The following is a 23,057-nucleotide window of genomic DNA, read 5'->3' as shown; positions in this document are numbered from 1 at the left end:
GCTCAGCTCTCCCATCCGAACCGCCGGGTGAACCGGGTGTCACCCTCGATCATGTCGCGCATGTCCTGGATGCCGTGGCGGAACATCAGCGTCCGCTCCAGGCCCATGCCGAACGCGAAGCCCGAGTAACGGTCGGTGTCGACGCCGCAGGCCCGCAGGACGCGAGGGTTCACGACCCCGCAGCCGCCCCACTCGATCCAGCCTTCACTCGAACACGTGCGGCACGGCCGGGTGGGGTCGCCGACCGACTCGCCCCGGCAGACGAAGCACAGCAGGTCGACCTCGGCGCTGGGCTCGGTGAAGGGGAAGTAGGACGGACGCAGCCGGGTCCGCACCTCGTCGCCGAACATCGCCCGCGCGAAGTGGTCGAGCGTGCCCTTGAGGTGGGCCAGCGTGATGCCCTCGTCGACGACCAGTCCTTCGACCTGGTGGAAGACCGGCGTGTGGGTGGCGTCGAGCTCGTCGGTGCGGTAGACGCGTCCCGGGCAGACGATGTAGATCGGCGGCTCACGGGTGAGCATCGTGCGCGCCTGGGCCGGGGACGTGTGCGTCCGCAACACGACGTTCCGGTCCTCCGGCGCGACGAAGAAGGTATCCATCGTCGTGCGCGCCGGGTGATCCGGCGGGATGTTGAGGGCGTCGAAGTTGAGCCACTCGGCCTCCACCTCGGGGCCGTCGACGACCTCCCACCCCATCGCGACGAAGACGTCGGCGATGCGCTCGGCGATCGTGGTGAGTGGATGCCGGGCGCCACGCGGCTCGATGTCCCAAGGGAGCGTGACGTCGACGGTCTCCTCGACGAGGATGCGAGCCTCTCGCTCGGCCTCGAGCTCGGTTTGACGCGCGGCGAGCGCCTCCGCGACCGCCTTGCGAGCGGCTCCTACCCGGATGCCCGCCTCCTTGCGCGCGTGCGGCGGCAGCGCGCCGATCTCCCGGTTGGCCAGCGCGAGCGGGCTCCGGTCGCCGACGTGCGCCAGGCGGACCGAGCGCAGCTCGTCCAAGTCCTTCGCCGCCGCGATCGCGGCGAGCGCCTCGTCGCGCATCCGCGCCACCTCGTTGGGGTGCAGCGACGTCACCTCAACGGGGTCATAGTTCGTGTTCGGGCCCGACATCGTCTCGAGGAGTTCCCCTCATCAAGTCCTACGCGGGAAGTCTAGGTAGTGGTCGACGCGGCCGTGCCACCGCCGCCTCGCCGAGCAACGGGCTCATCCGCGACGAATCGCCCAGGTGATCATCCCACCGTCGACTCGGCGGCCCGGCACCCGCCTGCCGCACGCTGCGCGTTGGCCGAGGAGTAGAGACAGACGGCTGCCGCGGTGGCGAGGTTGAGGCTCTCCGCTCGGCCGAAGACAGGAACCCGGACGACGGCGTGCGCGAGATCGCGGATCTCTCCCGGTAGGCCCCACGCCTCGTTGCCGAAGATCCACACCGTCGGACCGGACAACAGTCCCTGGCTGGTCGCGGTCGGAAGGTCGACTTCTCCCGAGCCATCAGCCGCCAGCACCGTCAGCCCTTCCGCCCGGAGGGCGTTCGCCGCTTCGACAGGGCGGACACCGACACACACCGGCAGGTGGAACAAGCTGCCTGCCGACGCTCGCACGCACTTGGGGTTGTAGACGTCGACGGACGCGTCGGTGAAGATCACCGCGTCGGAGCCGGCCGCGTCGGCGCACCGCAGGACGGTGCCGGCATTGCCGGGATCCCGAACGTACGCCAGCAGAGCCACCAGGAGGGGCCCTGACGCGACCACCTCGTCGAACGGCACGTCGACGAAGCGGCACACCGCCAGGACCCCTTGTGGAGTCACCGTTTGCGCGAGGGTGTCGAACACCTCGCCGGACACCAAGTGGATCGGAATCCCGGAGCGTTCGGCGGCCGTGATGAGGTGAGCGTGTCGCTCAGCCGCCGGCCTGGTGGCGAACAGCTCCCGGACTACGCCAGGCTGTTCCAGCGCTTCACCGACCGCCTGGGGGCCCTCCGCGAGGAACTGCCGGCCACGCGCTCGGAACGCGCGCTTGACCAGGCGTCGCGCCGCGGTGACTCGGCTCGCACGGGGGTCGGTGAGCTCGGCGCCCGCCACTCGACTGGCCGCCACTGTCAGGACAGCTCCAGTGGGCAGGCCGTCAGGCGGCCGCCTTCGAGTCGGACGGCAGCGCGCGGCGGGAGATCTCGACCAGCTTGGCGAACGCCGCCGCGTCGGTGACCGCGAGGTCGGCCAGGATCTTCCGGTCCACCTCGACACCAGCCGCCTTGAGGCCCTGCACGAAGCGGTTGTAGGTCATGCCGTTCTGACGAGCTGCCGCGTTGATACGCGTGATCCACAGCCGCCGAAAGTCGCCCTTACGCGCGCGACGGTCACGGTAGGCGTAGACCAGGGAGTGGGTGACCTGCTCTTTCGCCTTCCGGTACAGCCGCGAGCGCTGGCCGCGGTATCCCTTGGCCTTCTCGAGGATCTCGCGACGCTTCTTGTGGGCGTTGACTGCCCGCTTCACGCGTGCCACTTGCGAACTCCTTGCTCGGCCGCGCCCGGATGCCCGGGCGCGGGTGCTTCCTGGATGCTTACGGGGTCTTCAGCGCCTTCTCGGAACTCCTCGCACGGAACGCGAGGGGCTCAGATCGCGAGGAGCTTCCGGATCAGCTTGGCGTCCGCACGAGACACCTCGCGGCGCGGGGCGAGTCGGCGGGTGACCCTCGACGACTTCTTGACCATCTTGGCGCTGCGGCCGGCGCACTTGTGCATGAGCCGGCCGGTGCCCGTCACGCGCACCCGCTTCTTCGTCCCGCTGTGGGTCTTCATCTTCGGCATACTCGTCCCCTGGTTCGGCCTGTCGGGGGCACGCCTGTGCCCAGCCCGGTCGGGTGGACCGGTTCACCAATCATTGGGCAGTCGCTCGCACCAGGACCCCTGGGGGGTTCCCCTGCCCGGCGGTGCGCTACTCAGCGTCCGCGGTCTGCGGCGCGCGGTCCTTCCGCTGAGCAGCCGCGCGCTCGGCGCGCTCAGCCTCGCGGAGAGCACGACGCTCAGCGGCCCGCCTGGCCTTGTCGGCCTGGACCTCAGCCCGAGCCTCCGCCTTCCGCTTGTGAGGCGTGATGACCATGATCATGTTGCGGCCATCCTGCCGAGGCTGGGATTCGACATACCCCAGATCCGCGACGTCCTCGGCCAGCTTCTGCAAGAGCCGATAACCAAGCTCCGGCCGAGACTGCTCGCGTCCACGGAACATGATCGTGATCTTGACCTTGTCGCCCTGGCGAAGGAACCGCACCACGTGACCCTTCTTGGTCTCGTAGTCGTGCGGATCGATCTTCGGCCGGAGCTTCATCTCCTTGATCACGGTCTGCGCCTGGTGACGCCGCGCATCCCGGGCCTTTTGGGCGGTTTCGTACTTGAACTTCCCGAAGTCCATCAGCTTGCAGACCGGCGGCCGCGCGGTCGGCGCCACCTCGACGAGGTCGAGGTCGGCCTCTTGGGCCAGCCGCAGCGCATCCTCGATGCGCACGATGCCGACCTGCTCCCCTTCCGGTCCGACGAGTCGAACCTCGGGAACTCGGATCCGCTCGTTGACGCGAAGCTCTGTGGCGATGAGAACCCTCCTGAGTGGTATGCCGTCTCCTGTGCCCCGGGCGGGACACCCTGGTGCCCGAGCACGAAAAAGGCTTCCGCGCTCGTGCCCGGAAGCCGTCGTCCCATACGTGGTGGTCGGTGCCGACCACGCACCATCCTAACCGTCGGTGACGTCCACAGACGCCCCTCCGGCCGGCCGGAACCCGACGATCTTGAGACCGATGCGGGTGGGAGACGACCTCCGCTTGTGGTGACCCGGTCCACGCACGGTGGGCCGGGTCGGCCGCATATTCAGCGTACCAGGACAGGACGTGTGCCAGCTACCGCGTGCGTCGCACCTAATCGCCTCCGTCACGATCGCCCCGTCACCGCAGCGAGGGGCGTGCTGAAAGGCACCCGGCCACGGCCGGAGAACCCTCCACACCCGCAACCGCCACACCCATAGGGTGACCAACGTGGTGCTTCGTGACACCCGGCTCAGTGGACCGGCCGATCCGTTTCCCGCCGATCGCGCCCGCTCCGGTCCCCTCCGGGATCTGACGGATCCCGACCAGCCCGCCGCGCCGCGGGTGCTGTCGCTCGACCACCTGGCCGCCTACGTGCTCGAGGCGCGGCCTCGCCTCGGGCCGGTCCGCCTAGTCTGCGTCGACGGTCCAGCGTGTTCGGGGAAGACGACGCTTGCCGCTCGGCTCGCCACCGCTCTCGAGGGGTGCCCGATCGTCCATATGGACGACCTCTACGAGGGATGGGACGGCCTGCCCACGGTGGGAGACCGGCTCGAGGAATGGATCCTCGCACCGATCCGCGCCGGCCGGCCGGGACGCTACCGCCGCTACGACTGGACCCGCGGCGCCTATGCGGAGTGGCACGAAGTGCCACTCCACCGCGCGCTCGTCATCGAAGGCGTCGGGTCGGCCGCTCGCCTGGTCGACGGCCACGCCACGCTGCGGATCTGGATGGAGGCGCCGGAGCAGGTCCGGCTCGAGCGGGCACGCGTTCGTGACGCCGGCGGCTTCGACCCGTACTGGCGTTCCTGGGCGGACGCCGAACGGCGCCACTTCACGCTCGAGCGGACGCGGGACCGGGCCGATGTCGTGCTCGACGGCGCACCCGAGGTGCCCTATGACGTCGAGCGCGCCGTCGTCGCCACGTCGGTGCGCCTGCCGGGTCTGCTCGCGGCCTAGGTCTCAGCGCCTCACCGGCCCGGCGACCGGGCGGCCCGTTCGACTGACTACGCCCGGGTCTTCACGGCTGCGGTCGCCGACCGCGTACGTGCGTAGGCGATGGTGCGTTCGTAGATGCGGAGGTACGTGTCCACCATCGCTTCGACGGAGAAGTGTCGACGGGCCCAGGCGTGACAGGCTCGGCGGTCGATGACGGACGGGTCGCGAGCCAAGCGTCGGCACGCGGCGACGAGATCGTCGACGTCCTCGCGAAGATACCCGTGGACGCCGTCGCGGACGATCTCCGGGAGCGATCCTCGCGGCCGGGCGATGACGGGTGTCCCGCATGCCAACGACTCCACGAACACGAGTCCGAAGGCCTCACGCAGCCGGCTCGGCATCAACAGCGCCTGGGCACCACGCAGGAGCTCACCCTTCTCCGCGTCGTCCAGCTCCCCCAACCACTCAACCTGGTCTGAGTACCGGCGCAGCCTCGGTTCCACCTCCGTCTTCCAGTAGTCGAGATCCGCCGGATAGACAGAGCCTGCGACCTTCAACCGAACGCCCGCGCGCACGGCGATGTCGATGACGCCAGCCACGTCACGGCGCCTTTCGACGCGGCCCAAGTAGCAGAAGTACGGGCCACGTTCGTCGCCCTCGCCGGTACCGAGATGAAGGTGAGCGCCTTCCACTCCTTCATAGGCGTTGCCCATCCAGCGCACCTGTGGAAGGTCTGCGACGGGCCGCCGCTGGTCGTAGCTCAACGAGACTGCCAGCACCTCCGGCAGCGTCGCGAGAAGCGCACGCTTGCCGGGATCGTCGAGCGGGTTGTGCATGGTGGTGAGGAGCGGCGCCGGCAGGTCGCGCCGGGCGAGCGGAAGAAGGTGCTCGACGTGCGAGTGGATGAGGTCGAACTCGCCGGCCGCCCGCGCCACGGCGAGGAGCTGCTGCTGTTGGTAGCGCTGATACCGCGACCGTTCGGCGAGCGGTAGCTCGCTCACTGGTCGCTCGGGCACCGCTCGCAGCCGTGCCCGGGTCCGGGAACCGCCCGCCGCGAACAAGGTGACGTCCACGCCCCGGTCGACCAAGCCATCGGCGAGAGCCTTCACCACTCTGTTGATCCCCCCGTAGCGGGGTGGCGGCACCGTGAACCCCGTCGTCGCCACCAAGGCCACACGCATGTCTCGCTCCCTCGTGGTGGAATGCGGCAGCATTCCTCGCGATAAGGCGACACCCGAAACCAGCTTAGTGATCGAGAATTCTTTGAATAGCCGAGGAAAATGACCGTAACCGGCGGACGATGACGCAGCGCAACATCGTCACGCACGGTCAAGAGGTGACGCAGCGTCAGCCTGTCGCGGTCCGTAGTCGATTTTTTCCTTGACCCCTTCGTTTTTCAGCTTGTGCTCCTTCATCGCCTGTTCTTATCTCGCTAACCTGCGGCTGACGTGTTCGTCGTTGATCATGGGGGCCGTTGGTGGAGCGTCTGCGCCACGCGAAGGCATTGCTCATCCTCTTGTGGCGAGCGGACCGCCACCTCGTCATCTGGATGGCCTTGCTCACCGTGGTTCTCGGACTTCTGCCGAACGCCACGGTGCTCGCCACCGGCGTCCTCGTGACGGCCCTGCCGGACGCCGTCCGCGACGGTCTCGACTCGCCGGCCGGTCGTGACGCCCTCATCGGACTCACGCTCGTCACGATGGGGTTCTTCGCCAGCGGCGTGGGACTCGCGGTCGCACGTTTGCTCTGCGAGCTCATGAACACCCGACTCATGCAGGTCGTCTCCCATACCGCGGGGCGCGCCTGTCTCACGCCTCGGCTGGTCAGCGAACTCGACGATCCCACGGTGATGGGCGAGCTCGACGCCGTCCGCGACTTCGAACGCACCGGCCTGTTCCTGCAAACGTCGTGGGCGCTGCGCATCGTCGTATCGATGCGCATCGCGGGAGCCGGCGCCGCCCTGATCCTCCTCCCCTTCGCCTGGTGGGCCCCCGTCGTCCTCGTCTGCGGGTGGCTCGTGGCGAACCGCGGGTCCAGCAGATGGCTCGAACGCGGCTTCGCCACCGCCCGGACCGAAGGGGGAGGACGGCTTCGCCGTGCTGAGTACCTTCGTGGCCTCGCACTTCGACCCGACGCCGCCAAGGAGCTGCGCGTCTTCGGGCTCGCCGACTGGATCAACGGTCAGTACACCGCCACCTGGCTCCAGGCGATGTCGGCGATCTGGCGAGCTCGGAAGACGAACGTCCGCGCGCTCGCGCTCGGCACCGGCGCCATCGTCACCTCCCACGCCGTGGTCCTCGGTGCTCTCACCTGGGAGGCGGTGCACGGCCGGCTGAGCGTCGGTGCCCTGACGATCTACGGGCTCGCTGCCTTGGGGACGAGCGAGCTCGGCTTCCTGGGTGAGCCCCACTGGCGGGTGGCGCGGTCGGCGTCGCTCGCCCACCAGCTGCTCGACCTGGAAAAGCGTCTGGGCGCTCGTCCGTCAGTGCCCGCCGCCCGCGCGAGGGCCCGCGTCGTCCACTGTGCCGAACGCGACCCTCGCGCACCCGACGTCGCGACAGGTCCTGTCGACATACGACTGGAGGGCGTGACCTTCGGCTACCGGGCCGGCGGACCACCGGTGCTGTCGAATCTCGACGTGCACATCCCCGCGGGGCAGTCGATCGCCATCGTGGGCGCGAACGGCGCCGGTAAGACGACGCTGATCAAGCTCATCTGCGGACTCTACGAGCCCACAGCCGGACGGGTCCTCCTCGACGGTCGCGACATGCGCACCCTCGATGCCGCGACCCTCTCGGCCAGGCTCGGAGTGATCTTCCAGAACTTCGTCCGCTACGAGCTGCCCCTTCGGGAGAACGTCGGGTTCGGCAGCCTGCCGCTTCTCGCCCAGGAGGACCAGCTCGCAGCCGCGCTGCGAGCAGCGGGCGCCGCGGACCTCCTTGCGGACTTGCCGCGAGGATGGGACACCGTGCTCGCCCGGGGATATCCGGGCGGTGTGGATCTGTCGGGCGGGCAATGGCAGAAGGTCGCGCTCGCCCGAGCGCTGACCGCGGTCCGCGGTGGCGCTGGTCTGCTCATCCTCGACGAGCCGACCGCCAACCTCGACGTGCGAGCTGAGGTGGACCTCTTCGAGCGGTTCTTGGACCTCACTCGCGACATCACGACCATCCTCGTCTCGCACCGGCTGTGGAGCGTGCGGCACGCCGACAGGATCGTCGTGCTCGCCGACGGTCACGTCGTCGAGGACGGCGACCACGAGACGCTCATGGCGCTCGAAGGTCGCTACGCGCGCATGTTCCGGCTCCAAGCCGAGCGCTTCGACGACACCCACACCAAGCGTCCCAGTGTGACCGCACGTCGCGACGAGCCGACCCGCGTGCGCGTCGGCAGCCCGGGAGCGATCTCGGACGGGAGGCAGGCCAGCCATGCCTAGGCGCTGGTGGCGGGAGCTCACGTTCCTCGTGCGCACCGCGATCCGCGTCGACCCGTGGCGCTCGCTCGGCACCGTCCTCGAACCACTCGGTGCCCTCATGTATCCGCTCTTCGGGTGGTTCCTCGGCGTCGTCGCCAACGGCGTGCTCGAAGGCGACACCACCAGACTCGTCGCCGGCGGGCTCGGTTTGCTCGTCACCGTCGCCCTCCACTACGTCTCAAGTTTCGTGGCCACCGGCATCAGGGTCCGGTTGGCGGAGCAGGTGGGTTTCGCCCTCGATCGCGAGATCGCCGAGCTCACCGCGACGCTCCCAGGCCTCGAGCATCACGAGCGCGCCGACTACCAGGAGCGCCTCGAGCTCCTGCGGCAGCATCAAGGCATCCTCGGCCAAGCCCTCAACAGCATCGTCTCGGCGAGTACCGCGCTGGTGGGTGCCCTCGGCACCGGTGTCGTCTTGGCGCTCCTCCACCCGTTCGTCCTGCTGCTCGTCTTGTTCGCGCTGCCGGCCTTCCCGATCGCGTCCATCCAGCAGCGCTGGCAGGCCGCGGCCGAAGCCGAGTCAGCCGCACCCGCCCGGCTGGCACGACACCTGCGTCACCTGACGACTGACCGCGAGGCCGCCATGGAGATGCGTGTCTTCGGCTTGCAGCGCGAGATCTTGTCGCGCCTCGACGCGGCGTGGGCCACAGCGCGCCGGCCGCTCCACCGAGCGACCGCCAAGGAGACCTTGACGGGGACCCTGCGCTCCTTGTCCTTCGCGATCGGGTTCGCGCTCGCGGTGGGATTCGTCCTGTGGCAGGCGACGCGAGGCGCGGCGAGCGCGGGGGAGGTGATCACCGCCGTCATCGTGTGCCAGCGTGTCCAGAACCAAGTCCTTGGACCCGCCTACAGCATCGCGGGCCTCGGTCGCGTCCTCCGCGCCGCTGGACGCCTGCTGTGGCTGAAGGACTACGCGAGGGAGGTCACAGCTCGCCGTCGGGGCGATCAGCCCGCGCCGGAGCGGCTGTCCGACGGGATACGGTTCGAGGGGGTGTCGTTCCGGTATCCCGGAACCGGCTCCTGGGCCCTCCGGGACGTGACGCTCCACATCCCCGCGGGCAGCGTGGTCGCGCTCGTGGGAGAGAACGGCGCGGGGAAGACGACGCTCGTCAAACTGCTCAGCCGCATGTACGAGCCCACGGAGGGCCGCATCCTCGTCGACGGTGTCGACCTGCGCGACATCGACCCCCTTGCCTGGCGAGCGCGTTTGTCCGCGGCGTTCCAGGACTTCACCCGCTTCGAGTTCCTCGCCAGGCAGACCGTCGGCGTGGGAGACCTTCCCCGCCTGGATGACGTCTCCGCGGTCGAGGCCGCGCTCGAGCGGGCCGGCGCGACCGACGTCCTGCCAGCCCTGCCCACGGGTGGGGACACCCAGCTCGGCGCCAGCTGGCCGGACGGGGTGGACCTGTCCACAGGCCAGTGGCAGAAGCTCGCACTCGGCCGAGCGCTCATGCGCGACCGACCGCTCGTGGTGTTCTTCGACGAACCGACGGCGAGCCTTGACGCGCCGACCGAGCACGCGCTGTTCGAGCGCTACGCCGAGGCCAGCCGATCGGGCACGGAGGACGGGCGCATCACCGTCTTGGTGTCGCATCGGTTCTCGACAGTGCGGTCCGCCGACCTCATCGTCGTCGTCGATGACGGACGGGTCAGGGAGTGGGGTCGGCACGACGAGCTCATGGCCCGATCCGGCCTCTACGCCGAGCTGTACTCCCTGCAGGCCAACTCCTACCGCTGACCGGGACGAGGCACCTGGCGACGCTTCGCGTCGCCAGGTCCGAGCCGACCGCCAGATCGAGCAGTCCCACGATGGGACCACCGGCCCTAGGCGATGCCGGTCCGGGCCGTCGACGATGGAGCAATGCGCCATCGCAACGGTATCCGCGAGTTGGATCGGCACGAGTGCCTGCGTCGACTCCCCAGCGTGCCCATCGGCCGGATCGTCTACACCCACCGGGCGCTCCCGGCCGTCCTGCCCGTCAACTTCTCGCTCGACGACGACTTCGCCGTCGTCATTCGCACCGCCGGGACCTCCCGCTTCGCCCGGGCTGTCGACGGGGTGGTCGTGGCGTTCGAGGCCGACGCGTTCGACACGCACCGCCACTGCGGTTGGAGCGTGGTCGTGACGGGGCGCGCCTTCATCGTCACCGACCCTGTCGAGCAGGAGCGTCTTCGCCGCACGGGCCCCACGTCCTGGGCCCCGACGCCCGACGACATGTTCGTGCGGATCGAGGCTGAGCTGGTCAGCGGCCGAGAGATCTACCCCCTCGAGCCGCCACGTGAGGGCGCCCGCGAGCGACTCGAGGGCGGGAACCCGCTCACACCGTCTCGCCTCTGACCCCTTTCAGCCGCCGATCGGCACCCGCCAGGTGAGCCGAGTGCCTTGACCAGGCGCGCTGTCCAGCTCCAGCGTCCCACCCAGCTCCTCGGCTCGCTGGGCGATGTTGCGCAGGCCGCTGCGGCGACCGTTCGGTGACATGCCCACGCCGTCATCGGCGACGGTGAGGACGACCTCCTCGGCGGTCGCCCGCAGGCTCACGTCGACGTGGCTCGCCTTCGCGTGCCGGGCGACGTTGGTCAGCGCCTCGCCCAACACGGCGAGCGTGTGGTCGGCCACCGCCCGGGACACCTGGGTATCCAGCAGTCCTTCCAACCGCAGCGAGGGCGCGAACCCGAGGACGCTCGACGCGTCCTGGACGGCACGGACCGCGCGAGCGCGCAGCCCTTGGTCGCCGCCCTGCTCACGCGCACGCAAGCCGAAGATGGTGGAACGAATGATCTTGATCGTCTCATCGAGGTCGTCGACCGCCCGCTGCACACGCTCCACCGCCCCGGGGTGGTCGATGAGGCGGGCCGCGCTCTGCAGCGTCATTCCGGTCGCGAAGAGACGCTGAATCGCCAAGTCGTGGAGGTCCCTCGCGATTCGATCCCGGTCCTCCAGGATCGCGATCTGCTCGCTGTCCCGGCGCCGTTCGGCGAGCTCCAGGGCGACGGCCGCTTGCCCCGCGAAGTGCTCGAGCGGCTCGATGTGCTCGACGAGGAAGGGCTGTGCGGCCGTGTCTCGGGCCAGCAGGAGCACACCGTCGACGCGCTCCCCCGTTCCGATCGGCACCGCCAGCGCGGGGCCGAACCCGTCGAGCGGGAGCCCTTCCGTCGTCGCACCCGACTCCTGCTGGAGATCGTCCACTGTGACGGGCGCCTTACTCGAGTACGCCTCACCCAACAGCCCGTCACCGATCGGAACCACTCGACCACGCAGCTCGTCCGCATCCCGGCCGATCGCGAGCTCCACCGTCAAGGCGTCGGCCTCGCCCATCGGCATGGCGACGAGTGCCAGGTCCGCGGTCGTGATGCCGAGCGCGCGTTCCGCGATCAGCTCCAGCACCTCCGCGCGAGGAGCGCCGGAGAGCAGGCTCCTCGTCACCTCACCACTCGCGGCGAGCCACCTCTCGCGCATGGTGACGGTCTCGTAGAGCCGTGCGTTGTCGATCGCGACCCCCGCCGCCACCGCGAGCGTGCTGAGGACCGCCTCGTCCTCCTCGTCAAACGGCACGCCCCCGCGCTTCTCAGCGAGGTAGAGGTTGCCGAACGCCTTGCCGTGCACCCGGACGGGCACACCGAGGAAGCTCCGCATGGGCGGATGACCAGGCGGGAAGCCGGACGAGGCGGGATGGCTGCGGACGTCGTCGAGCCGCAGTGGCACCTGCTGGCGGATCAGCTCGCCCAAGACGCCGTGTCCTGAGGGGTACCGGCCGATCGCGGCGGCCTCCTCGTCGGACAGGCCGGTGAACACGAAGGACACGATGCGGTCGCCGGCCGGGTCGAGGACACCCAGGGCTCCGTACTGCGCGTCCACGAGCTCCGCCGCCGCTTCGACGATGCGGTGGAGGACGTCGTTCAGCTCCAGGTCGCGACCGACGGACAGGACTGCTTCGAGCAGGCCGCGCATCCGGTCGCGGGTGCCACGAGCGGCGTCGATCCGGACGCGGAGTTCGTCCAGCAGCTGGTCGAGCCGCAGGTGGCGCAACCGCTCGCTGACACCGATGTCGCTCTTCACACCGCCTCCTTGGGGGTGCTGGTCGTCGCCGCGCGGACTCCAGCCTCACGGTACCGAGTCGCTACCTCGACGTCGGACCAGCCCGAGACACGTGTGAAGCAATCCACATGAGTGCGCTGCGAGCTGCCCAACGCTGCGCGTCACACCATCGCGACGGTGCGTCACGAGCGGTGCCTCCACACGTCAACGTCCGCTGAGCTCGGTAGCCAGGAGCGCCGCCTGGATCCGACGCTCGACACCGAGCTTGGCGAGCAGCCGCGAGACGTAGTTCTTCACCGTCTTCTCGGCGAGGAAGAGACGCTGGCCGATCTCCCGGTTCGTCAGACCCTCTCCAATGAGCTCGAGAATCTCGCGTTCGCGCGTGGTGAGCTGCGCGAGCGCGTCCGGCTCCGGTTCGTCCGGCTTCTCACCGCGCAGCCTCGCCATGACCCTCGCGGTCGCGCTCGGGTCGAGCATCGACTGGCCAGACGCCACCGTGCGCACGGCGGTGACGAGGTCCGCGCCCTTGATCTGCTTCAGCACATAGCCCGCGGCTCCTGCCATGATCGCGTCCAACAGCGCGTCCTCGTCGTCGAACGACGTGAGCATGAGGCACGCCAGCTCCGGCATGGTGGACCGCAGATCCCGGCAGACACTCACCCCGTCACCGTCGGGGAGTCTGACATCGAGGACCGCGACGTTCGGGCGTAGCGCCGGAATCCGGGCCAGCGCCTGCTGGGCGGTTTCCGCTTCGCCGACCACGGTGATGTCCGGCTCCGCGTCCAAGAGATCCCGCACTCCACGCCGGACGACCTCGTGGTCGTCGAGCACGAACACCCGAATCTGCCCGCTCCTAGTCGTCGAGTGACTCTCAGCCATCGTCTGCTCCCGGAACGCGTCCGACGGGGCGAGCACTGTGCCGCACACAGCATGCGCCGTACACAGCATGTGTCGTACACAGCATGCGCCACGTGGCCTGCCACGCGCCATGGCGCGGCGGTGTTTTCGACGCATCTCACACCCGTCACCGGTGACAGGGCCGCAGGTCCCACCTGGCGCGCGACTCCATGTGGGTCGCAGGTCCCATCGGCGGTGACCTGCGACCCCGGCACGATGCGCCCGCGGACCGCAGCGGCCGAGACGGGCTGATCCATACCGTGAGTCACGACAAACCGATCCCCCGCAGTCAAAGGTGAGGACGCACCATGACGACCCAGCGGAAGGCACCGACGATTCAGCGGCACGCGGCAACCAAGGAGGCGTCCCTCATGCCCCGGCAACGCACCGCCAACGCGTCAACCACCGCTGACGCAACTCGACCCGTCACCCTCGGCGCCAGGGCACTCGCTGTCCTCCGTGTGGCGATCGGGTTCACGTTCCTCTGGGCCTTCCTGGACAAGACGTTCGGGCTGGGTTACGCGACGACGAGCGAGCGGGCATGGCTCAACGGTGGCTCGCCGACGTACGGCTTCCTCAGCAACGTGTCCGTCGGGCCGTTCGAGTCGATGTTCAACAGCTGGGCCGGCGCGGCCTGGGCCGACTGGCTGTTCATGCTGGGCCTGCTGGGCATCGGCGTCGCAGTCATCGCCGGTGTCGCACTGCGCATCGCCGCGATCTCCGGCACGATCATGATGCTCCTCATGTGGGCGGCCGAGTGGCCCCTGGCGCGGACGCTCTCGACAGGAGAGCCCAGCATGTCGACCAACCCCCTCGTCGACTACCACATCATCTACGCGCTGGTTCTGATCGCCCTGGCGGTGACACACGCGGGGAACACGTGGGGATTCGGTCGCGTGTGGGCCAAGCTCCCGGTCGTCCGTGAGACCGCCTGGCTGCGCTAGTCACCACACCGCTCGATGGGACGAGGGCCGACCGGAACGAAGCTGGGCTGGTCTCAGGAAAGGGCCCCGCCTCCCCGCGAGGCGGGGCCCTCGTTCGTGTGCTCGCTCACTCCCACACCACGCCGTCCTTGTCACGGTCGACGTACCAGTCGGACTCCGGATCCCTCCCCTGGTAGGACGGGCCGTCGCCGTTCGACGTCGCCTCGCGACACGCCGAGGTGTGGATCAAGGCCGCGAGCGTCACGGCCGGACGTCGAGTCCGGTGCGGACACCGCCGGCTCGTCCGCGCCGCACTCCCCCACGGGCCGGCGTGGGCCGGGCGAGCCGCACGCTCTGCGGCTGGAACCTCGCCCGGCACGTGGACGCCGCACCGCAGGTGTACTTCGCCGCGAAGCCTTCCTTGACCATGACCTCGCTGAACATGCGCCCATCGCGCCTCCACACATACGCGAAGGTGCGGCCGCAGCTGCCGAGCCGGCTTGCGACGGGTCGAGACTCGAGCCGAACCGACGCTCCGGCGAACAAGTCACGCGCCCGCACGGACACCTCCTGCCCGTAGCACTCGGTGGGTCGGAGGGTTCTTCGTCTCAGGGCCGTCCCTACCGATCAGCCGGAGCGTCCCGGTGCCGCGGCGGACCTTGATCGTGTCGCCGTCGACGACATCGACGACGGAAACCACCGCCGGGTGGAGGTCCCTTCGCCCCCGGCCGGCCGCGACCGGCCCGGTCCCGGCCGGCGACGCGACGCAGGGTCGGTGTCGCCGTCCCCGCGGCCACCGCACGCCCACGCTTCTCCTCTCGCCGCCGTGCGCGTCGACCGCCCCGACGATCGAGGAGACGAGGGCGCCCTCCCGGCGCGGCACGACTCCTCGCACCTCTTCGACCCTGGCATGCTCCGCGGAACCCGCAGGTCGGGGTCAAGCTCCGCCGACACCGCCGACTGGCGGTTTGCGCGCACGGCGTTCCGTGAGCGGAGAAGGCTCCAGGACACCGGTGTGGCCCCGGGGTGGTGGGCGTTCGGTGAGCGCGAGAGGTCAGGGGAACAAGAGGGGCAAAAAGAAAAGGACGAGCCGGCCTGTAAGCCGGATTCTGTCGAGGGCGGTCATCCATCTCGGGTCGCCGTTACCGACGACCTCTAGCGGCCTACCCGCAGGCTCGGGCGGGCCACCCTCAAGCGCCTGCGCAGACCCGGGACGCGACGCCCCGGGCCCTCTTGGCCTTGCTCCGGGTGGGGTTTACCGAGCCGCCTGGGTCACCCCAGACGCTGGTGGTCTCTTACACCACCCTTTCACCCTTGCCCGCACCCCCGACGCGTCTCGCGCCGGGAGCCGCTGGCGGTCTGCTCTCTGTGGCACTTTCCCGCGGGTCACCCCGGGTGGACGTTATCCACCACCCTGCCCTGTGGAGTCCGGACTTTCCTCGGCGGGTCGAGGAGTCGCCTCCTCGCCCGACGCGACCGCCCGGCCGACTCGTCCCAGCCATCAGCGTAGCGAACCCGCTGGCGTCTCCGGCAGGCCGATCGGAAGCGCTCGCACTGGCCGGGGGTGAAACCTCCGGGCGGGAGCGGGCTCAGACGGTGGCTCGTCGAGTCGGTCCGCGACCGCCGGCGAAGGGCCGACGACGCCTGTCAAGGACACCTTGCTTGGACGAGCAAGAGCTCGCGACCCCCTAGCCGCGTGGACCGCTGTCGGTGGCCTTGGGTGAGCGGACACCGCGTCGCCCCACATCGCCTCTTGGCGCGCACAGTCCCCAGCCGTCGTCGTCCGGTACCTGGTGCGCGTACGCCTCGGAGTCGAGGACAGGCTCGTAACCGATGGTGTTGCGGGTGTCCCAGATGGTCCGGGTGTTGGCGGAGACACCGGCACACACCGCGTAGCCAACGTCGGCGACGAGGGCGCGAGACACGAGCTGGTGGAGGTCAGCTGGGCCCAGCCAGCCGCTCAGCGCGCTCGACGCCGGCGGCTCCGGAGTGGTCGCACCCAGCCGGAGGACGATCACCGACGCGCCGGTGCGGTAGGCGAACACCCGTCCGAGCGCCTCGGCGAACGCCTTCGTCGCGCCGTAGGGACAGCACGGTGCGACCGGCGAGTCTGGGTCGATGGGTACGCGGCCGGTCCTGGCGTATTGCCCCATCACATGCGCCGAGCTCGCGAGGACGACCCGCGGGACACCGGCCGCGAGGAGCGTCGCGACGACCTCGACGTTGGCGGTCCGCAGCTCATCCCAGCTCGCGTTCGGATCGGGACAGGCGGCAAGGTGGACGACTGCGTCGACGCCCTCGGTGATCCGCGCGACGAAGTCCGGGTCGGTGAGGTCGCCCACGAGGCCGCCGGGCACCGGCACACGATCGGTCAGGACGAGGCGCCAGGAGTCTCGCAAGCCCGGCAGCAGCATCGAGGCGACGCCACCCGCGGCGCCGGTGACAAGGACACGAGGAGAAGACACGCGACCATGATCCCGCTCGTGCCCGCGAGCGGCGAGGCACGCCTCGAGCGGAACCGTGGTCTAGAGGCCGGTGACGCCAAAGGTGCGCAGTGACGCCCGTTCGGCGTCGTACCAGCGGACCTCGCTCAAGGAGCCAGGCGCCACGTCGAGCCGGTGGGCCGCGTGCGGAGGGACGCCGAGCGCCTCGCAGATCAGGAGTCCGATCACCACGGTGTGGGTGACCACGACGACCGGTTGGCCGGCGTACGACGCCAGCAGACGCTCGTGGACGCCTCGAACACGGCTGAGCGCGTGGTCGAGTGACTCGCCGCCCGGCGGTGCTACGGCGGACGACGAGCGCCAGGCCGCCCACTCCTCCGGCCACCGTCGGCGGACCTCCGCGACGGAGTGCCCCTCCCACGCGCCGAGCGACACCTCCGCCAGGTCAGGCTCGACACGCACGGGCACGCCGAGCTCCGCGGCGACCACCTCAGCGGTCTCCTGGGCCGGCTGGAGGGGTGAGGTGACGACAACCGCGGCCCCGCCACGTCGCGCGACCGCGCTCGCCACGGACGCCGCCTGTTCGCGTCCCCGCTCGGTGAGCGGGACAGCACCGGCCTCTCGCCCGGCCAACCGCCCCACCTGGTCGCGCTCGGTCTCGCCGTGCCGAAGCAGGAGAACTGTCGTCGCCTCACCCAACGCCCGACTGTCAGCCGCCACCGTCTGGTCAGCCCTCGCCGTGGCGGCGTGATCGCGTGTCACCCGCGGCGAGATCCACCGGACAGGGGCGCCACCGTCGAGTACGGTGTTGAGCAACGCGTCAGCGGCGACGTTGCGCTCGCGGGGCACCCACGTCCAGGTGGTGTCCGCCGGCGCGAGCTCCCGTGCGCGCAGGGCCAGCCGGCGCATGTCGGCATGCTTGATCTTCCACCGGCCGGCCATCTGCTCGATGACCAGCCGGCTGTCCATGCGGACCTCGAGCGCGGCGCCGGGGTCGACCTCGCGAGCGAGGCGCAGGCCGGCGATCAGCCCCTCGTACTCGGCGACGTTGTTGGTGGCGACCCCGATCGGCTCGGCGGCGCGAGCCAGCACGTCGCCGGAGTCCGGGTCGCGAATCACGACGCCGAACGCGGCCGGGCCGGGGTTTCCGCGCGCCCCGCCGTCCACCTCGACGATCAGCCGGCGGCTCTCTCCTCCCGACAAGGCAGACTCACACGCCCGAGTCGGCTGTACGAACCAGGATCCGCCGGCACTCCTCGCAGCGCAGCACCTCGTCCGGGGGCGCGGCGGCGACCTTGAGGAGGTAGCTGGTGTCGAGCTCCATCCGGCAGCCCTCGCAGCGACGCTGCCGAAGCGCCGCCGCCCCGATGCCGCCTTGCTGGGAGCGGATCTTCTCGTACAGCGCGAGCAGCTCGTCCGTGACGTCCGCGGCGGCCTCGGCGCGGTCACGTCGGACGTTCTCGGCCTCGGCGTCGATCGCCGCGTACGCCTCGTCGCGCGTCCGCTCGGTGGCCTCCAGCCGGCTCTCCACCTCCGACAGCTTCTGGCGCAGCTCGTCGTGCTCGGCGGTCGCGGCTTCCAGCCGCTCCATGATCTCGAGCTGGACATCCTCCAGGTCGGACTGTCGCTTGGTCAGTGACTCGATCTCGTGCTGGAGGTTCTCCAGGTCCTTCGGCGAGGCGACCTGGCCGGCCTGCAGGCGCTGCTCGTCCCGCTCCCGGCGGGCCCGCACCTGCTCGACGTCACGCTCGGCCTTGCTCTGCTCACGGGTCAGGTCCTCGACCTTGGTCGCGGCCGCGACCACGGCCGCCTCGAGCTCCTTGCGTTCGCTCTGCAACCGCTCCACCTCGGCGGCCTCGGGAAGCGTACGACGCCGGTGGGCGAGCTGGTCGAGGCGAAGGTCGAGGGCCTGGACCTCGAGCAGCCGTAGCTGGATGGACGGGTCGGCGTTCAGAGCGGGCTCCCTCCCTGGTCGGACCGGACTTCACTGGAGACGACGCTGTCGGGGACGACGTCACCGGGCATGGCGCTACCAGGAATCTCACCGGTGATATCGGCAATCTCACCGGGGATATGGAGTCGCCACGGGTCCGTGCGGATCGTCGACACACGGGTCTCCACCGTCGTGCCCCGCTCGGCGAGCCTACGGCGCAGCCGATCCGCCGCGTCGGACAGCCACGGCCACTCGCTCGCCCAGTGCGCGACGTCGACCAAGGCCGGGGCGTCACCGTGCTCGCTCGCCTCGGAGGCCGGGTGGTGTCGCAGGTCAGCGGTGACGTAGGCGTCGGCACCGGCGGCCCGTACGACATCCAGGTAGGAGTCACCCGCACCCCCACACACCGCCACGGTCGTGATCACGCGGTCCGGGTCTCCCGCGACGCGCACGCCGTGCGCGGTCGCCGGTAGTGCTCCGGCGACACGACGGCCGAAGTCGCGCAGCGGCTCCGGCGTGGGCAACCGCCCGAGCCGACCGGTGCCGAGTCCGGGCACGTCCGGGTGGGGATCCAAGGGGCGAAGCTCGGTGAGTCCGAGAGCGGCGGCCAAGGCGTCGGAGACGCCAGGGGCGGCCGCATCGGCGTTGGTGTGGCAGACGTGGAGGCCGATCCCGTGGGTGAGCAGCCGATGGACGACCCGGCCCTTGGGGGTCGTCGCGGCGACACCGTGCACACCGCGGAGAAAGAGCGGATGGTGGGCGACGACGAGGTCGGCTCCCCATTCGATCGCCTCGTCCACCACGTCGGAGACCGGATCGACCGCGAACAGGACACGACGGACCTCCGCGTCGGGATCACCGCAGACGAGCCCTACCGCGTCCCAGTCAGCGGCCCATTGGGGGTTGTAGAGCTCGTCGAGGACGTCGACAACCTGTGCGAGCGTCGGCACGCGGTCAGGCTAGCGTGCCGACGGGGCGACGTGTGCGGAGGACGCCCCGACCGTGGGACCGCCGAGCCGGAACAGGACCTCGCCCGCGTCCGGCACGACGAGGGTGTCTGGGTCGCCCGCCCACTCGTCGACGTCGATGCTCGCGGGGTCGCGGTACTCAAGCCCCAACGCTCGGGTCGTCGCCTCGTCCAGGCCGGTCGCGAGAGTCACCGTGATCCGGCAGCGCTCTCCGTGCTCCGGGTCATAGCTGCCGGCTCCGCGCAGGTGTGACGAGTGCGCGAGGACCGATCGGGGGACGTCGCGGAACCTCTCCCACTGACCGGTGAAGTACTCCTGGCAGTGGTAGCCGACCTTCTCGATGGCCGCGCCGTGGGTGCGGCTGACCTCACGCACGTGCGGGGCGTAGAGGACGACCTCGCCGCCGTCGGCGACGACCGGCTCGACCTTGTACATGCCCTTCGCGGCGGTCCACAGCTCGTCGTAGCGCTCCGAGACCAGCGACAGCACCCGCCGGACGGGGCGGTCGAGGTATCGGACGTGGGTCCGGGCGGAGACCTCCGCCGCGCGGGCCCAGGCCTCCTCGGGGGTGCCGAACGTCAGCGCGTGCAGCGTCGCCGTCCCCGACGCCACGACGGCGGCCAGACACAGCCGCTCGGAGGGAATGAGGCTGGCGGCACGGTCGATCAGGGCCCGCACCGGCGTGACCCCCAGCGTCCCGATGATCCGGGCACTCCCGATGAGCGCGCCGAGCCAGTGGGACGTGTCGATGACCTCCCGACCCGCCACACCGGGGAAGAAGTACTTGTTGCCGCCGGAGAACCCGACCACCTCGTGGGGGAAGACCGGCCCGACCACGAGGACGACGTCGTGCTCCACGACGTGTCGGTTGACCCGCACGACGACGGACTCGGTCAGACGTCCGCCGGACAGCTCGGCCACCTCCGCCGCGGGGATCACACCCACCTCGACCAGGGCGTCGGGGTCCCACCACTCGTGATTGACGACGCTGGTGCCCGGGTACGTCGCCGCGAGCCCGCTCTCGGCGTACCCGAGGTGCGTCGCGAGCTGGGCGTCGCTCATCGGCGGATGGGTGCCGAGCGCGATGAGCACGGTGAGTCTGCTGACGCGGCCGTGCACCGCCTCGTGGACGCCCCGTAGCAGGAGGGGAAGCGGACAGGATCGCGTGGAGTCCGGCACGACGACGCAGAGGCTGCGTCCCTCCAGCGGCACCGAGCGCAGGCGTTCTCGGACGAACCGCCGCGCCTCCTCTGACGACAGCTCGACACCGGGCCCGCCGACCTGGCCGGCGTCGAGCCCAGCACCTGTCACGGCACTCCCCATGCCGACAGTGTGCCGACGCGTTCTCGCCCGCGGTCATGGGGGTTCCGCCGCCGCTTCGTCCGCTCGCTCATCGGACCCGACGCAACGCCCGACATCTCGAGGAGGCACGCCGGACGATCGCCTCGGCACCGTCGATCGCGAAGCGCACTGCACCGATCTCGGTCCTCGACTTCCACCTCTCGCCGACGCTCAGCACGATCGACATACCGGTGATCGTGCTCGTGGGCGACCACGACCGCCAGACGTCGGTGTCGGACGCCCGTGAGCTGACGGCAGCGTTACCGCACGCGGAGCTGCGTATCGAGCGAGGTGCCGGTCATTTCCTCGTCCTGGAGCGACCGGACGCGTTCGTCTCCGCGGTGCGTGACCTTCGCGCGCGATCGTGAGTCTCGCCGGGTCAGCCGGCGATCTCCCTCAGGTACGCGAGGTTGTCACGTACGCGCTCCTCCAACGGGACCTCGGTGCTGAAGTCCTCGACGGATACCCAGCCGTCGTAGCCGATCTTCTTGAGGTGCTCGAACAGTCGCGGCAGGTTCGCCACACCGTGCCGCAACGGTGCCCACCGCCACGTCCAGTCCGTGCGGTTGGCACCCTCGACCCGCTGGGGGACCGGCGCGGCGTTCTTCACGTGGACGTGGGCGAGGTACTCACCGAGGATCTCGAGGCTCCACGGGTCGTACTCGTACCCCTCGTGCAGCATGTTGCCGATGTCGTGGATCACGCCCACGCAGTCGGGGTCGAGACCTTCGACGAACCGCGCCGCCGCCGAGGCGCTCGAGATCAGCGACTGGTGGTGCAGCTCGATGAGCGCCTTCACGCCGTAGTGGCGCGCGAGCTTCGCCACCTCTCGGTACTCCCGACGGCGTCGTTCGAAGGCGGCGCGGTACCCCTCCGGACCTGGCTTGCCGACCGTGACCCGCATCTGCGGCACACCCAGCGCCGCCGCGCCCCGCATGAGTCGCTCGACATCCTCGAGCTGGTCGGAGCTGGCGTAGGCGCCCAGCGACGGCATGCCGAGGCCGGCCTTCCCGGTGAGCTCCCTGATGCGAGGGACGTCCTGCTCGAAGGTGGACAGCGGCCAGGTGCACCTGTTGCCCTGCCAGAAGCTGGCGACGCCGCCAGGCGCGGGCGGTTGGTCCACCACCCGCCACTCGATCCCGTCCCAGCCCTGCTCGGCGAGCTTGCTGACCGCCTCCTCCGGTGTCCACTCCGGCAGGCTGGCGGTGAACACGGCGAACTTCATGAGGTCAGCTCCTTGATGGACACCGGCCTCTGCAGACGGGCCGACTCGTAGATGCCCCGGATGACCGCGAGGGTCCGGGTCGCCTCCTCGGCGGTCACCAGCGGCGGGCGTCCCTGCTCGACCGCGTCGAGGAAGTCCTGGAACTGGGTGGTGTGCGAGGTGGCGGTCAGGCCGGCGACCGTTGGCTTGGCCTCCTCGGAGGGTTCGCTGTAGCCGTATTCGGCGAGCACCTCCGCCGCCTGGTTCGCCTCCGGGCCGGCGCCGTACGGGTAGTCCTCGCCGCTGTCCTTGGCCGCGTGGTAGTAGACGAGCTTGTTGCGGTCGATGATCGCCGAGCCGCGGTCCCCGTGCACCTGAACGCGTGTGGCGATGCCGGGGTAGGCGGCCGTGGTGCCGTGGATCACCCCGAGCGCGCCGTTGGCGAAGCGAACCGTGGCCACCGCGGTGTCCTCGACCTCGATCCGCTCGTGCGCCAGGCAACCGGTCCAGGCGTAGACCTCGAGCGGCTCGCCCAGGAACCAGGTGAACAGGTCGATGGTGTGGATGCCCTGGTTCATCAGCGCGCCGCCGCCGTCGAGCGCCCAGGTACCCCGCCAGTCGCCGGAGTCGTAGTAGCTCTGGCTCCGCCACCACGAGATGATCGCGTTGCCCGAGGTGAGCTTGCCGAACTTCCCGTTCTTGACCGCGTCGTGGATGATCAGGCTCGCCGGGTCGTGCCGGTGCTGGCTCACCACCATGACCGTGCGGTCAGACCGCTTCTCGGCCTCGAGGATGCGACGCGCCGCGTCGAGTCGGATGTCGATCGGCTTCTCGATGATGACGTGCTTGCCCGCCTCGATCGCCGCGACAGCGGCGTCGGCGTGCAGACCGCTCGGCGTGCCGATGGTCACCGCGTCCACGTCGGAGCGGGCCAGCGCCTCGGCCAGCGAGGTGGTCGCCTCGGCTCCCACCTCGCGCGCGACGCTCTGAGCTCGCTCAGCGACGGTGTCGACCACCACAGCGACCTCGGCTCGCGGCTTGAAGGACTGGATCGTCTGCGCGTGGAGGCGGCCGATCACACCAGCCCCGATCACTGCGAATCGCATCGTTG

23 protein-coding genes and 1 other RNA gene are annotated in these 23,057 nt (G+C 70.0%); 6 read left to right on the top strand and 18 right to left on the bottom strand.

Annotated elements, in window-relative coordinates:
• Positions 1-2: 2 nt before the first annotated feature.
• From pheS to infC, 5 genes are all read right to left on the bottom strand, one after another.
• The gene (gene pheS, locus DFJ64_RS17150) at positions 3-1,112 is read right to left on the bottom strand and encodes a phenylalanine--tRNA ligase subunit alpha (RefSeq protein ID WP_115851359.1); all 1,110 of its coding nucleotides are present in this window, start codon (positions 1,110-1,112) and stop codon (positions 3-5) included.
• Between the two features lie 119 nt (positions 1,113-1,231).
• Complete coding sequence (locus tag DFJ64_RS17145) at positions 1,232-2,095, bottom strand: TrmH family RNA methyltransferase (protein ID WP_245941198.1); 864 nt, start codon at positions 2,093-2,095, stop codon at positions 1,232-1,234.
• 28 nt (positions 2,096-2,123) lie between these two features.
• Complete coding sequence (gene rplT / locus DFJ64_RS17140) at positions 2,124-2,501, bottom strand: 50S ribosomal protein L20 (RefSeq protein ID WP_115851357.1); 378 nt, start codon at positions 2,499-2,501, stop codon at positions 2,124-2,126.
• A 110-nt stretch (positions 2,502-2,611) separates the two neighbouring features.
• A complete protein-coding gene (gene rpmI / locus DFJ64_RS17135) occupies positions 2,612-2,806 on the bottom strand; it encodes a 50S ribosomal protein L35 (RefSeq protein WP_115851356.1) in 195 nt (64 codons plus the stop codon).
• A 127-nt stretch (positions 2,807-2,933) separates the two neighbouring features.
• Positions 2,934-3,584 (bottom strand): translation initiation factor IF-3, encoded by a 651-nt coding sequence (gene infC, locus DFJ64_RS17130; protein WP_115851355.1) that lies wholly within the window; start codon positions 3,582-3,584, stop codon positions 2,934-2,936.
• 436 nt (positions 3,585-4,020) lie between these two features.
• Here infC and DFJ64_RS17125 point away from each other — a divergent pair, with 436 nt between their 5' ends.
• A complete protein-coding gene (locus tag DFJ64_RS17125) occupies positions 4,021-4,749 on the top strand; it encodes a nucleoside/nucleotide kinase family protein (protein ID WP_211310647.1) in 729 nt (242 codons plus the stop codon).
• A gap of 47 nt (positions 4,750-4,796) precedes the next feature.
• Here DFJ64_RS17125 and DFJ64_RS17120 read toward each other — a convergent pair whose 3' ends face one another.
• Positions 4,797-5,909, bottom strand: a complete 1,113-nt coding sequence (locus tag DFJ64_RS17120) for a glycosyltransferase family 4 protein (RefSeq protein WP_170152656.1) — start codon at positions 5,907-5,909, stop codon at positions 4,797-4,799.
• A 296-nt stretch (positions 5,910-6,205) separates the two neighbouring features.
• Between DFJ64_RS17120 and DFJ64_RS17115 the strand changes: the two genes are divergently transcribed.
• The 3 genes from DFJ64_RS17115 to DFJ64_RS17105 all read left to right on the top strand — a co-directional run bounded on the left by DFJ64_RS17115 (position 6,206) and on the right by DFJ64_RS17105 (position 10,538).
• Positions 6,206-8,161, top strand: a complete 1,956-nt coding sequence (locus DFJ64_RS17115) for an ABC transporter ATP-binding protein (RefSeq protein ID WP_245941197.1) — start codon at positions 6,206-6,208, stop codon at positions 8,159-8,161.
• Positions 8,154-9,938 (top strand): ABC transporter ATP-binding protein, encoded by a 1,785-nt coding sequence (locus tag DFJ64_RS17110; RefSeq protein ID WP_115851353.1) that lies wholly within the window; start codon positions 8,154-8,156, stop codon positions 9,936-9,938. The genes DFJ64_RS17115 and DFJ64_RS17110 overlap by 8 nt, the downstream gene beginning before the upstream one ends.
• 123 nt (positions 9,939-10,061) lie before the next feature.
• Positions 10,062-10,538 (top strand): pyridoxamine 5'-phosphate oxidase family protein, encoded by a 477-nt coding sequence (locus DFJ64_RS17105; protein ID WP_115851352.1) that lies wholly within the window; start codon positions 10,062-10,064, stop codon positions 10,536-10,538.
• A 6-nt stretch (positions 10,539-10,544) separates the two neighbouring features.
• Here the strand turns inward: DFJ64_RS17105 and DFJ64_RS17100 are convergent, their stop codons facing one another.
• Together DFJ64_RS17100 and DFJ64_RS17095 are read right to left on the bottom strand one after the other, a co-directional pair.
• A complete protein-coding gene (locus DFJ64_RS17100) occupies positions 10,545-12,257 on the bottom strand; it encodes a sensor histidine kinase (protein ID WP_245941196.1) in 1,713 nt (570 codons plus the stop codon).
• A gap of 183 nt (positions 12,258-12,440) precedes the next feature.
• A complete protein-coding gene (locus tag DFJ64_RS17095) occupies positions 12,441-13,115 on the bottom strand; it encodes a response regulator (RefSeq protein WP_115852193.1) in 675 nt (224 codons plus the stop codon).
• A gap of 326 nt (positions 13,116-13,441) precedes the next feature.
• Here DFJ64_RS17095 and DFJ64_RS17090 point away from each other — a divergent pair, with 326 nt between their 5' ends.
• Complete coding sequence (locus DFJ64_RS17090) at positions 13,442-14,077, top strand: DoxX family membrane protein (protein WP_245941195.1); 636 nt, start codon at positions 13,442-13,444, stop codon at positions 14,075-14,077.
• Positions 14,078-14,183: 106 nt separating this feature from the next.
• Here the strand turns inward: DFJ64_RS17090 and DFJ64_RS19290 are convergent, their stop codons facing one another.
• The 8 genes from DFJ64_RS19290 to DFJ64_RS17050 form a co-directional block, all read right to left on the bottom strand.
• Positions 14,184-14,306 (bottom strand): excalibur calcium-binding domain-containing protein, encoded by a 123-nt coding sequence (locus DFJ64_RS19290; RefSeq protein ID WP_147304746.1) that lies wholly within the window; start codon positions 14,304-14,306, stop codon positions 14,184-14,186.
• A gap of 11 nt (positions 14,307-14,317) precedes the next feature.
• A complete protein-coding gene (locus tag DFJ64_RS20120; RefSeq protein ID WP_115851351.1) occupies positions 14,318-14,668 on the bottom strand; it encodes a thermonuclease family protein in 351 nt (116 codons plus the stop codon).
• Between the two features lie 470 nt (positions 14,669-15,138).
• An RNA gene (gene rnpB / locus DFJ64_RS17075) (RNase P RNA component class A) lies at positions 15,139-15,548 on the bottom strand.
• Between the two features lie 196 nt (positions 15,549-15,744).
• On the bottom strand, positions 15,745-16,521 hold the full coding sequence (locus DFJ64_RS17070) for an NAD-dependent epimerase/dehydratase family protein (protein WP_115851349.1): 777 nt from the start codon (positions 16,519-16,521) through the stop codon (positions 15,745-15,747).
• Positions 16,522-16,581: 60 nt separating this feature from the next.
• Positions 16,582-17,703 (bottom strand): bifunctional RNase H/acid phosphatase, encoded by a 1,122-nt coding sequence (locus DFJ64_RS17065; protein ID WP_115851348.1) that lies wholly within the window; start codon positions 17,701-17,703, stop codon positions 16,582-16,584.
• A 7-nt stretch (positions 17,704-17,710) separates the two neighbouring features.
• Positions 17,711-18,424: a zinc ribbon domain-containing protein gene (locus tag DFJ64_RS17060; RefSeq protein ID WP_211310849.1), complete on the bottom strand. Its 714-nt coding sequence runs from the start codon at positions 18,422-18,424 to the stop codon at positions 17,711-17,713.
• 26 nt (positions 18,425-18,450) lie between these two features.
• Positions 18,451-19,383: a Nif3-like dinuclear metal center hexameric protein gene (locus DFJ64_RS17055; protein WP_115851346.1), complete on the bottom strand. Its 933-nt coding sequence runs from the start codon at positions 19,381-19,383 to the stop codon at positions 18,451-18,453.
• Positions 19,384-19,392: 9 nt separating this feature from the next.
• Positions 19,393-20,724 carry a lactate racemase domain-containing protein gene (locus DFJ64_RS17050; protein ID WP_115851345.1) on the bottom strand — a complete coding sequence of 444 codons (1,332 nt, stop codon included), beginning with the start codon at positions 20,722-20,724 and terminating at the stop codon, positions 19,393-19,395.
• A 35-nt stretch (positions 20,725-20,759) separates the two neighbouring features.
• On the opposite strand from DFJ64_RS17050, the gene DFJ64_RS17045 reads away from it, so the two are divergent.
• Entirely contained in the window at positions 20,760-21,110 is a 351-nt protein-coding gene (locus tag DFJ64_RS17045; protein ID WP_115851344.1) for an alpha/beta fold hydrolase, read from the top strand.
• A gap of 11 nt (positions 21,111-21,121) precedes the next feature.
• On the opposite strand, the gene DFJ64_RS17040 is transcribed toward DFJ64_RS17045, so the two are convergent.
• On the bottom strand, positions 21,122-21,967 hold the full coding sequence (locus DFJ64_RS17040) for a sugar phosphate isomerase/epimerase family protein (protein ID WP_115851343.1): 846 nt from the start codon (positions 21,965-21,967) through the stop codon (positions 21,122-21,124).
• Positions 21,964-23,052, bottom strand: coding sequence for a Gfo/Idh/MocA family protein (locus tag DFJ64_RS17035; protein WP_115851342.1), 1,089 nt, complete (start codon positions 23,050-23,052; stop codon positions 21,964-21,966). Before DFJ64_RS17035 ends, DFJ64_RS17040 begins: the two co-directional genes overlap by 4 nt.
• Positions 23,053-23,057 lie beyond the last annotated feature (5 nt).

The organism is Thermasporomyces composti (assembly GCF_003386795.1).
Lineage (GTDB): Bacteria > Actinomycetota > Actinomycetes > Propionibacteriales > Actinopolymorphaceae > Thermasporomyces > Thermasporomyces composti.
This window is presented reverse-complemented; position numbering and strand designations above follow the sequence as displayed.

Coding starts and splice junctions, on each gene's coding strand:
- pheS (WP_115851359.1), bottom strand. CDS start 1,112: ATGTCGGGCCCGAACACGAACTATGACCCCGTTGAGGTGACGTCGCTG.
- rpmI (WP_115851356.1), bottom strand. CDS start 2,806: ATGCCGAAGATGAAGACCCACAGCGGGACGAAGAAGCGGGTGCGCGTG.
- DFJ64_RS17120 (WP_170152656.1), bottom strand. CDS start 5,909: ATGCGTGTGGCCTTGGTGGCGACGACGGGGTTCACGGTGCCGCCACCC.
- DFJ64_RS17110 (WP_115851353.1), top strand. CDS start 8,154: ATGCCTAGGCGCTGGTGGCGGGAGCTCACGTTCCTCGTGCGCACCGCG.
- DFJ64_RS17105 (WP_115851352.1), top strand. CDS start 10,062: ATGCGCCATCGCAACGGTATCCGCGAGTTGGATCGGCACGAGTGCCTG.
- DFJ64_RS17095 (WP_115852193.1), bottom strand. CDS start 13,115: ATGGCTGAGAGTCACTCGACGACTAGGAGCGGGCAGATTCGGGTGTTC.
- DFJ64_RS17090 (WP_245941195.1), top strand. CDS start 13,442: ATGACGACCCAGCGGAAGGCACCGACGATTCAGCGGCACGCGGCAACC.
- DFJ64_RS17050 (WP_115851345.1), bottom strand. CDS start 20,724: ATGGGGAGTGCCGTGACAGGTGCTGGGCTCGACGCCGGCCAGGTCGGC.
- DFJ64_RS17045 (WP_115851344.1), top strand. CDS start 20,760: ATGGGGGTTCCGCCGCCGCTTCGTCCGCTCGCTCATCGGACCCGACGC.
- DFJ64_RS17040 (WP_115851343.1), bottom strand. CDS start 21,967: ATGAAGTTCGCCGTGTTCACCGCCAGCCTGCCGGAGTGGACACCGGAG.
- DFJ64_RS17035 (WP_115851342.1), bottom strand. CDS start 23,052: ATGCGATTCGCAGTGATCGGGGCTGGTGTGATCGGCCGCCTCCACGCG.